A 9,733-nucleotide genomic window follows, 5' to 3' on the forward strand; every position below is an offset into this window, starting at 1 on the left:
GCCAGCCGGCTTCGGCGCCAACCTGGCGGATGGCGTTGCCGACGTCGAAGGTATTGGGCTGTTGGACAACCGCTTGCGGCTTGATGCCGCCATTGTCGGCGCAACCGGCGAGCACGGCACAGGCCAGGCAAGCCGCAACAATCATGCGCGGCGCAACAATGCGGCGTTTGTCAGCAGAGGTCTTCATCGGACTATCCCAAAAAATGCAAATATCTAGTGATACCGATTGTATTTTGTAAAGATAGAGAGAAAAACCACAGTAAACACAAAGGGTCTTTTCAATTACTGCAACAATGATTTTGCTGTTTTGAGTAACAATGCAGCTTCCGGTAACCGTGTTTTGGTGCATCGCACAGGCAAAACGTCCGGATTGAAGACTGGAAAGACAAGAAGATATGGATACTTTGCAAAACATGCGCATTTTCATGCGTGTTGTCGATGCTGGCAGTTTTACACTGGCTGCGCAACAAATGGAATTGACCACCGCCCACGTGTCGCGCGCAGTGGCGGATCTGGAGCGTCACCTGCGCACCCGGCTGCTGAATCGCACCACGCGCCGCATCGCCCTGACCGAAGCCGGCGAACGCTACCTGCTGCGCTGCGAACAGATCGTCTCCTACGTGCAGGAAGCCGAAGCCGAGGCCAGCGACGCCTACGTCAGGCCGTCCGGGCGGCTGCGCATCCACACCATGACCAGCTTCGGGCAACGCTACGTGATCCCGGCGGTGTCGAGCTACCAGAAGCGCTATCCCGATGTCGCCATCGAGCTGACGCTGGCGCAGCGCATACCGGATCTGCTGGAGGAGGGCTTCGACGTGTCGCTGGTGCTGGCGCGCGAATTGCCGGATTCTGGACTGATCTTTCGCCAGCTCAGCAGCATCTACAGCATCCTGTGCGCGTCGCCGCTGTACCTGGAAAAGCACGGCACGCCGCAGAAGCCGCAGGAATTGCTCAACCACAATTGCCTGCAGCTGGTCAGCCCGGTGTCGCCGCTGGACGAATGGGCGATGGAAGGTCCGGACGGCAGGGAAGTGGTCGCCATCAAATCCAACTTCCACGTCAACGTCGCCGAAGCCATGCTGCTGAGCCTCAAGGAAGGCATGGGCATCGGCGTGCTGCCGCTGTATTCGGCGGTGGACGCCTTGCGCGCCGGCACCATCGTGCGCGTGCTGCCGCGATACCGCATGCAGGACATGGGCGTGTATGCGCTGTACCCGTCGCGCCAATACCTCGACGCCAAGATCAGCACCTGGGTCGACTGGATGCATGAAAGCGTCGACAAGGCCTTGCAGGACGATCATCAGGCGCTTGACCGGCTCACGGTTCATTCGCCATGATTGCGTATTGATAAAAGAAGACAAAAAGGAAACGGACGATGCAGTGGATTGCGGTTGGCATGGGGGCGGCGCTGGGCGCCTGGTTGCGCTGGGGACTGAGCCTGTGGCTTAACGTCGCCGGCCAGGCGCTGCCGTTGGGCACGCTGGCGGCCAACTGGGGCGGCGGTTTCGTGATCGGCTTCCTGGTGGCGTTTTTTGAAGGGCACCAAGGCTTGCCGGTGGAGTGGCGTTTGTTCCTGATCACCGGCTTTCTGGGCGGCCTGACAACATTTTCCACCTTCTCAGCGGAAGCCATGCTGCTGCTGCAACGCGGCGACTATCTGTTGGCGATCGCCCATTCGGGCTTGCATCTGCTGGGCTCGGTCGCCTTGTGCGTGGCGGGTTTTGCGGTGTATCGCGCGGTGTTTGCGTAGCCGGGATGCCTCCGGCCGCGCTGGCGGCTTTCGCAGGGCGCCTGTCGGACACCTTCCCGCGCCGGCACGATCTGCCGTAAATTGATCTGGATCAAATCCGGCAGCCTTTCGCGGCCATACAGTCGGATCATTCCTTGAAATACGTCTGCACGTCCCAATTTTCTAGGTATTCAAAAATTCGGAGCGAAAGCACATCATGCGTCTCGACAAACTCACTACTAAATTGCAGGAAGCTCTGGCGGATGCCCAGAGCCGGGCGGTCGGCAACGACAACCAGTACATCGACCCGGTCCACCTGGTGCTGGCCTTGCTGGCCCAGGACGACGGCGGCGTCAATGTCGCCGGACTGACTTCGGCCTTGCAGCATGCCTTGACGCGCCTGCCCAAGGTCTCCGGCAACGGCGGCGAAGTGCAGATCGGCCGCGAACTGGCGGCCTTGCTGAACCTGGCCGACAAGGAATCGCAAAAACACGGCGACCAGTTCATCGCCAGCGAAATGGTCTTGCTCGGCCTGGCCGACGACAAGTCCGATGCCGGCCGCGCCGCGCGTGAAAACGGCCTCTCTCGCAAGTCGCTGGAAGCCGCCATCAGCACGGTGCGCGGCGGCGCCAGCGTGTCCTCGCAAGAGGGCGAAGGCCAGCGCGAGGCATTGAAAAAATATACCCTGGACCTGACCGAGCGTGCCCGCAACGGCAAGCTCGATCCGGTGATCGGCCGCGACGATGAAATCCGCCGCGCGATCCAGGTGCTGCAACGCCGCAGCAAGAATAATCCGGTGCTGATCGGCGAACCCGGCGTCGGCAAGACCGCCATCGTCGAAGGCCTGGCGCAGCGCATCGTCAGCGGCGAAGTGCCGGACAGCCTCAAGTCCAAGCGCGTCCTGTCGCTCGACATGGCGGCCTTGCTGGCCGGCGCCAAGTATCGCGGCGAGTTCGAGGAACGCCTGAAAGCCGTCTTGAAAGAGATCGCCCAGGACGAAGGCCAGACCATCGTCTTCATCGACGAGCTGCACACCATGGTTGGCGCCGGCAAGGCCGAGGGCGCCATGGATGCCGGCAACATGTTGAAGCCTGCGCTGGCGCGCGGCGAGTTGCACTGCGTCGGCGCCACCACGCTGGACGAGTATCGCAAGTACATCGAAAAGGACGCCGCTCTCGAGCGCCGCTTCCAGAAGATCATTGTCGATGAGCCGAGCGTGGAGGCGACCATCGCCATCCTGCGCGGCTTGCAGGAAAAGTACGAAGTGCATCACGGCGTCGACATCACCGAGGCCGCCGCCAAGATCAAGATCGAGATCGACTCCAAGCCGGAAGTCATGGACAAGCTCGACCGTCGCCTGATCCAGCTCAAGATCGAGCGCGAAGCGGTCAAGCGCGAGAAGGATGAAGCGTCGCAAAAGCGCCTGACGCTGATCGAGGAAGAAATCATCAAGCTCGAGCGCGAATACGCCGATCTGGAAGAAATCTGGAAGGCCGAGAAGTCGACCGTCCAGGGCAGCCAGCACCTGAAAGAGGAGATCGAACAGATCCGCTTGCAGATGGACGATGCGACACGCAAGAGCGACTGGCAAAAAGTGTCCGAGCTCAAGTACGGCAAGCTGGCCGAATTGGAAAAGGCGCTGGAAACCCAGAACAAGCAGGACGCCGCCAGCGAGCAGACCGTCGGCAAGCCACGTCTGGTGCGCACGCAGGTCGGCGCGGAAGAAATCGCCGAGATCGTGGCGCGCGCAACCGGTATTCCGGTCTCGCGCATGATGCAGGGCGAGCGTGAAAAACTGTTGCACATGGAAGAGGTATTGCACGACCGCGTGGTGGGGCAGGACGAGGCGATTGTTGCCGTCTCGGATGCCATCCGCCGTTCACGCGCTGGCTTGGGCGATCCGGGCAAGCCTTACGGCTCGTTCATGTTCCTCGGCCCCACCGGTGTCGGCAAGACCGAGCTGTGCAAGGCGCTGGCGTCCTATCTGTTCGACACCGACGAAGCCATGATCCGCATCGACATGAGCGAATTCATGGAGAAGCATTCGGTCGCCCGCCTGATCGGCGCGCCGCCGGGCTATGTCGGCTATGAGGAGGGCGGTTACCTGACCGAAGCGGTGCGGCGCAAGCCCTACAGCGTGATCTTGCTGGACGAGATCGAGAAGGCCCATCCGGACGTGTTCAACGTCCTGCTGCAAGTGCTCGACGACGGCCGCATGACCGACGGCCAGGGCCGCACGGTGGACTTCAAGAACACCGTGATCGTGATGACCTCGAACCTGGGTTCACACAAGATCCAGGCCATGGAGGGAAGCGATGCGGCGGTGGTGAAGATGGCGGTGATGGCCGAGGTCAAGCTGCATTTCCGTCCCGAGTTCATCAACCGGGTCGACGAGATCGTGGTGTTCCATGCACTCGACGAAAAGAACATCGGCGCGATCGCCAAGATCCAGCTGCATATCCTCGAGGCGCGTCTGGCCAAGATGGATATCGGCCTGGTGATTACCGACGACGGATTGCAGAAGATCGCAGAGGCCGGTTTCGATCCGGTGTATGGCGCGCGGCCGCTGAAACGGGCGATCCAGCAGGAAATCGAGAACCCCTTGTCGAAGCTCATCCTGCAAGGAAAATTCGGTCCCAAGGACGTGGTCCATGTGAGTGTCAAAAATGGGGCTCTTTCGTTTGAGTCAAACTAAATGTCTTGATTAACTCTTTGTAATTATGCTATCTAGTTCCCTGATGGCCTGAGAGAAATACTTCGATAAAATGAGTATTTTTTCAGGGCTCAGGGAATTTTTTTATGTAAACGATTAAACTCTCTGATTCGGTGCCGGGTGTGCGAAATGAGGCATCAAATGACGCCAAGTCATGTATAAAAAACAATAAATCACGTGAACTATCCGTCCCAGACGACCGTGGCATAAGCAAGGGGTGAAATTCTGAAGCAATCTTCATTACAACGGCTGTTCATCCTGCCGTTTGTATTTCTGATGTTATGCCTGGCGGTGACGATCGGCTGGTTCCTGTATCGTGCCGGCGATGACGCCACCGAGGTGCTGGCGCGCAATGCATTGATGGATACCATGAACCGCGTCGGCCAGGCGACCGACCGGCAGTTGCTGGGCGCGCGCGAGACGCTGCGCGTGGTGGCGCCGGATCCGATTCCGCCGGCTGAAAAGGGCGGTCAGCCGATCTACATCCCGTTTCCCAAGGACAAAGCTGCACTGGAAGAGCGCCTGTGGCTGGCCAACAGCCTGTTCGACGATCCCAGTTATGTCTATTTCGGCGGCGCCGACGGCAGTTTCCTTGGTGTGAAGCAGGAAGAGATGAATCTCTTCATGTACAGCACCCGCGATCCCCAGGGTAAAAATTACGTCTATCATTTGCGCGGTCCCGGCACCACGCCGGTGCTGATCGCCACCCAGGATTACGAACCGCGCAACCGTCCCTGGTATCGCCAGGCCATCGAGCGCAAGCAGGAAACCTGGTCGCCGGTGTTCACCGATTTCCGTCTCAAGTTCCTCGGCATCACCTTGTCCAAGCCGGTGTATTCGCCCGAGCACGTCTTGCTGGGCGTGGCCACCAGCAGCATCGGCCTGCAACGGCTGAGCGACTTCCTGCAAGCCTTGCCGCTGACCAGGAACGGCGTCGCCTTCATCATCGAGATGTCGGGGGACCTGATCGCCACCTCAGTGAACGAACCGATCCACAAGGTCGACGGCGCCAACTTCGTGCGGCTGAACGCCGGGCAGAGCACGTCGCCCATCGTTCGCCAGTCCTATGCCGACCTGGTCGCCTACATGAAGACGCAAAAGCTCGAACCGGGCAAGCTGGTGGTGCAGTCGCTGCAGACTGACGGCCCCAAGACCGAACTGGCGTTCCGCCTGCACCATGACACCGCCGGGCTGGACTGGGTGGCGGTCAGCGCGGTGAGCCGCTCCGACTTCCTCGGTTCGGTGACCGGCGGCGTCTATCAGACCCTGCTGTTGGGCTTCATCGCCGTATGCATGACGTTTGTACTCGGCTTCGCGATCCTGCGCTGGGTGCTGCGCGACATTCGGAAGCTGACGCTGGCGGCAAAGAGCATCGGCAACGGCGAACCCTTCCCGTCGCTCAACATCGATCGCCGCGATGAAATCGGCCAGCTGGCGCAGAGCTTCCAGGAGATGGAGCGCAACTTGCGCACCGATCGCCTGACCAATGTGCTCAACCGGGATTCCTTCATCGCGCAGATCGACTTCCGCCGCCGCAAGGGTACGGAAGTGGCGCCGTTGCAATTTGCGCTGCTGTTCATCGACCTCGACAAGTTCAAGGCGATCAACGACCAGTACGGACATGACGAAGGCGACAAGGTGCTGATTTCGGCCGCTTCGCAATTGCAGCATGCCTTGCGCAAGGACGACTCCGTGGCGCGCTTCGGCGGCGATGAATTCGTGGTCTACCTGCATGGGGTGACGGACGAGAACATCGCCAAGTCGATCGCCGAGAAGATTCGCAACTTCCTCAACCAGCCTATCGAAGGGCGCGACGGCAATCAGTATCACGTCGACGCTTCCATCGGGGTGGCCTTGTTCCCGCAAGACGGCCTGGACATCGAAACGCTGCTGCGCGTGGCCGACGAACGCATGTTCGAGCAAAAGCGCATGCATCGGATCTTGTCGTACGGTGTGAACCGCGAGATATGAAAAAGCCGTGCTTGGCACGGCTTTTTTTCGTCTGCCGAGAGCCGTAGCCGTAGCCCGTGCAGATCAGTTCAGGTAGCTGGTTTAACGCGTCGGCCGTAATTATGCAGTCTCCGCCTTGCGCAGGATGCTTTCGATGGCGCCGGTTTGCGCGACGATTTCCTGCAAGTCGTTGTCGAGCAGGGCAGCGCGACGCCGGAAGGTATGCCAGCCGGACCATTCGGCGGCATCGGGTTGGGTCGCCAGGGCAATGTCTTCGGCCGCCACGGTTTCCGCCAGCGGATTAACGGGTACGACTTCCTCCACCGGCACCGTCGCCGCGGTAGTGCCGTCCGGGCCGGCCAGGATGGTTTGCGCGTGCAGCAGATGGGCGGTGGCGCTCTGGTAAGTCTGTTCGATCAGCTTGTTGACGGGGTCGCGCGGCAAGCCTTCGGCATGGCGGCGCAGCAGGATGCGCAGCGCGGCAATGTGCGCCGCCACCAGATAGTTTTGCACCACGAAGCGGTTGATCTCGCGCACTGCGCGCTGCTTGCTGATCGGCTCGTCCATCATGCGCACCTGCGCCGAAATCAGCGCCGACAGGCTGTCCATGAAACCCTTGCGGCAAACACGGTAAAAGAAGTCGTCGTTGACCTTGCCTTCCAGCATGTCGCGGCTGGCCTTGATGTAGCGATGGCTGGCGTGCAGCACGTTCTTGAGCAGGCGCGGCAGGTCGCGGTATTCCCAGCTCGGCAGCACGTAGCTGAAGATGGTGGCGATGGCCACGCCGATGATGGTGTCAACCAGGCGTTCTCCGACCGCGCCGTGATGGCCGGCCGGCAGCAGCAGGTTGAGCAGCATCAGGATCTGCACCGACGCCGCGATCGCGGTATAGCGGTACTTGACGTAGGTGAAGGCCGGCGCCGCCACGCTGGCGATGAACAGCACCGCCAGCAAGCCCATCGGATCATGCACGAAGCGCAGGATCAGCGCGGTCAGCAGGCAGCCGATGATGGTGCCGATCAGGCGATCGCTCATGCGCTGCTTGGTCGAGCTGAAATTGGGTTTGAGGATAATGACGATGGTCAGCACGATCCAGTAGCCGTGCGACATGTACGGCAGATGGGCGGCGATCCACAGGCCGGTCGAGACCGCCAGCGCGACGCGGATGGCGAAGCGGAAGATCGGCGACTGCCAGCGCAGGTTGGCGATCAGCAGGCCGGCCTTGTACTTTTGCTGGGTCAGGAACGGCGTCATGTCGGACCCCGGCAGGATGGGGATCGCGTCGATCGGGGTTTGCGTGGCCAGGTGCAGCTGCGAGATCAGTTCGATGATGTCGAGGATCTTGTTGTAGGTGACGCGCAGCACCGTGATGGCTTCGTCGGGAATCTGCCCGGCCAGGTTGTCTTGCTGCAGCTGCTGCATCTCGTATTGCACGGCGCGCAGCTCGGCCTTGTAGTTGACGGTCGGCGTCGAGACGCGCTTGCGGGTGACGGCATAGGCGATCGACTCGATGTCCTCGGCGGTCTTGTTGGCCAGGTCGCGCAGGAAGATGATGACGTCGGTGTCGCCGAAATGGCTGCGCAGCAGGGCGTAGTCGGCATGCGTCGACAAGACTTGCTCGTACAGCTCGAGCATGCTCAGATGGACATGCACCAGCAAGCCGTCCTGTTTGGTGTGCATGTCGCGCAGCACCAGGTCGCGCGACGCCTGCAGCTTGTCGGCCAGCACGATCTGCTGGCGCACCAGCGTCGTGAACTGGGTCTGCAGGTCGCTGCGCACGTCATAGAAATCGGCCTTGATGCGCAGGTAGCGCGCCAGCTCGAATAATGCTTCCGCCAATACCTGCTGTTTGACGCGCCGCCGCAAAAAATAGGACACGATCATCGAATAGGTCAGGTAGCCGAGGCCGCCGGCCAGGAAGAAGCCGGCATGCAGGAAGGCTTCGTCAAACGGCACGCTGTTTTCCATCGACAGCGTCATCACCATCAATGCGGCAAATTGCAGCGGCAAGGTCTTCTTGCCGTACACCACCATCATGCTGGCGAGGAAGCTGACCAGCACCATCGCCACGCTGACCAGCCAATGGATCGGGGCGCACAGGCTGATCACCAGCATCACCAGGGTGCACAGCAGCACGCCGGCGAGCATTTCATTGAATTTGTGGCGTAGCGGACTGGGCAAGTCCATCAGGCTGGTACACAGCGCGCCGAGGAAGACCGTCATGGTGGTCTGCATGTCGGCCATGTTGAAGACCAGCATGGTCAGGCCGACGACGCCGGTGGCGATGCGCAGGCCGGTATAGAAATAATGGCTGAAGAGGAAGGTGCGTATATCCAGGGCGTAATGCATGAGGGCGTCGGCTGATTTCTATTAGCGCCATTCTGACCCTTCTGCCTCCAATAGACAACCGATAGGCTAGGGATGCGCAATGGATGCGTGCCCCCGGGCTTCAGCAACTGCCATGCACAACGCTTAGGGCAACGGAAACACCAGGCAGGTCGTCGTCGCATGTGCATAGATCTTGCCGTCGGCATCGACAATGCGGCCTTCGGCGATGCCGATGCGATTGCCGACCTGGATCACCTTGCCTTCGGCGCGCACCGGTCCGGTTGTTGCTGTCAGTGCGCGGATCAGGTTTACCTTCAGTTCCAGCGTGGTGTATCCCATTCCTTGCGGCAGCACGGAATGCACGGCGCAGCCGACGGCCGAGTCGAGCAGGGTGCAGAAGTAGCCGCCATGCACGCTGCCCAGCGGGTTGTAATGCTGTTTGCCCGGCGTGCCCTGAAATACGATGCGGCCCGGTTCGCCGTCAATCGGGATGAAATCCATGGTTTCGCCGATCGGCACCGACGGCAGCTTGCCATCCCAGATGCGCTGCAGGAAATCCATGCCGCTGCCGGCCTTCAGTTCATCCATCGACGCCACGCCGGGCGCGGCCAGTTTGGCGCGTACTTCGGCTTCGCGGGCTTGCCATTGGCGGAGTGTCTCTTCTCTGTTGCTGGTGGGGCTCATGGCGGTCCTTATTGCTTATATGGTTGTGAGGCGCGGTCATTTGCATTGATTTTGCATTGATGAATGACGCGTGACTTTTATGATGAAAGATGGAATGCATTATGCCCCGGCATCCATGTGGCGGCAAAAGGAGGTAGGTCAGGTGTGTTTTTCATGATGCAAAAATAGCGTTTCACATCGTGAAAAATTCGATTGCACAGCATCATGGATATATTTCATTTTCAGAAATTTAATTTCGTATCGCGAAAATTGATATTTAACATATTGAATATTAAGGATAAAAATTTATTGATATGTGCTCTGCACCGAAAAGCCTACTATGAAGTCAT

At 59.8% G+C, this 9,733-nt stretch carries 6 protein-coding genes and 1 pseudogene; 4 read left to right on the forward strand and 3 right to left on the reverse strand.

The genetic code is table 11. The features are described from left to right. Positions 1 to 427 (reverse strand): annotated as a pseudogene (locus HLUSI_RS33305) (hypothetical protein); the annotation flags it as partial. On the opposite strand from HLUSI_RS33305, the gene HLUSI_RS0116880 reads away from it, so the two are divergent. The 4 genes from HLUSI_RS0116880 to HLUSI_RS0116895 all read left to right on the forward strand — a co-directional run bounded on the left by HLUSI_RS0116880 (position 396) and on the right by HLUSI_RS0116895 (position 6,413). Further along, positions 396 to 1,337, forward strand: coding sequence for a LysR family transcriptional regulator (locus HLUSI_RS0116880; protein WP_016835086.1), 942 nt, complete (start codon positions 396 to 398; stop codon positions 1,335 to 1,337). The pseudogene HLUSI_RS33305 and the gene HLUSI_RS0116880 overlap by 32 nt on opposite strands. Positions 1,338 to 1,375: 38 nt before the next feature. Beyond that, positions 1,376 to 1,750, forward strand: coding sequence for a fluoride efflux transporter CrcB (crcB, locus tag HLUSI_RS0116885; RefSeq protein WP_016835087.1), 375 nt, complete (start codon positions 1,376 to 1,378; stop codon positions 1,748 to 1,750). Between the two features lie 196 nt (positions 1,751 to 1,946). After that, positions 1,947 to 4,424 (forward strand): AAA family ATPase, encoded by a 2,478-nt coding sequence (locus tag HLUSI_RS0116890; RefSeq protein WP_029363638.1) that lies wholly within the window; start codon positions 1,947 to 1,949, stop codon positions 4,422 to 4,424. A 294-nt stretch (positions 4,425 to 4,718) separates the two neighbouring features. Further along, on the forward strand, positions 4,719 to 6,413 hold the full coding sequence (locus tag HLUSI_RS0116895) for a sensor domain-containing diguanylate cyclase (RefSeq protein WP_016835089.1): 1,695 nt from the start codon (positions 4,719 to 4,721) through the stop codon (positions 6,411 to 6,413). A 99-nt stretch (positions 6,414 to 6,512) separates the two neighbouring features. Here HLUSI_RS0116895 and HLUSI_RS0116900 read toward each other — a convergent pair whose 3' ends face one another. Both HLUSI_RS0116900 and HLUSI_RS0116905 read right to left on the reverse strand, forming a co-directional pair. Next, on the reverse strand, positions 6,513 to 8,741 hold the full coding sequence (locus tag HLUSI_RS0116900) for an FUSC family membrane protein (protein ID WP_016835090.1): 2,229 nt from the start codon (positions 8,739 to 8,741) through the stop codon (positions 6,513 to 6,515). A 123-nt stretch (positions 8,742 to 8,864) separates the two neighbouring features. Next, a complete protein-coding gene (locus HLUSI_RS0116905) occupies positions 8,865 to 9,404 on the reverse strand; it encodes a PaaI family thioesterase (protein WP_016835091.1) in 540 nt (179 codons plus the stop codon). Positions 9,405 to 9,733: the final 329 nt, after the last annotated feature.

This window comes from Herbaspirillum lusitanum P6-12 (genome assembly GCF_000256565.1).
GTDB classification, from domain to species: domain Bacteria; phylum Pseudomonadota; class Gammaproteobacteria; order Burkholderiales; family Burkholderiaceae_D; genus Herbaspirillum; species Herbaspirillum lusitanum.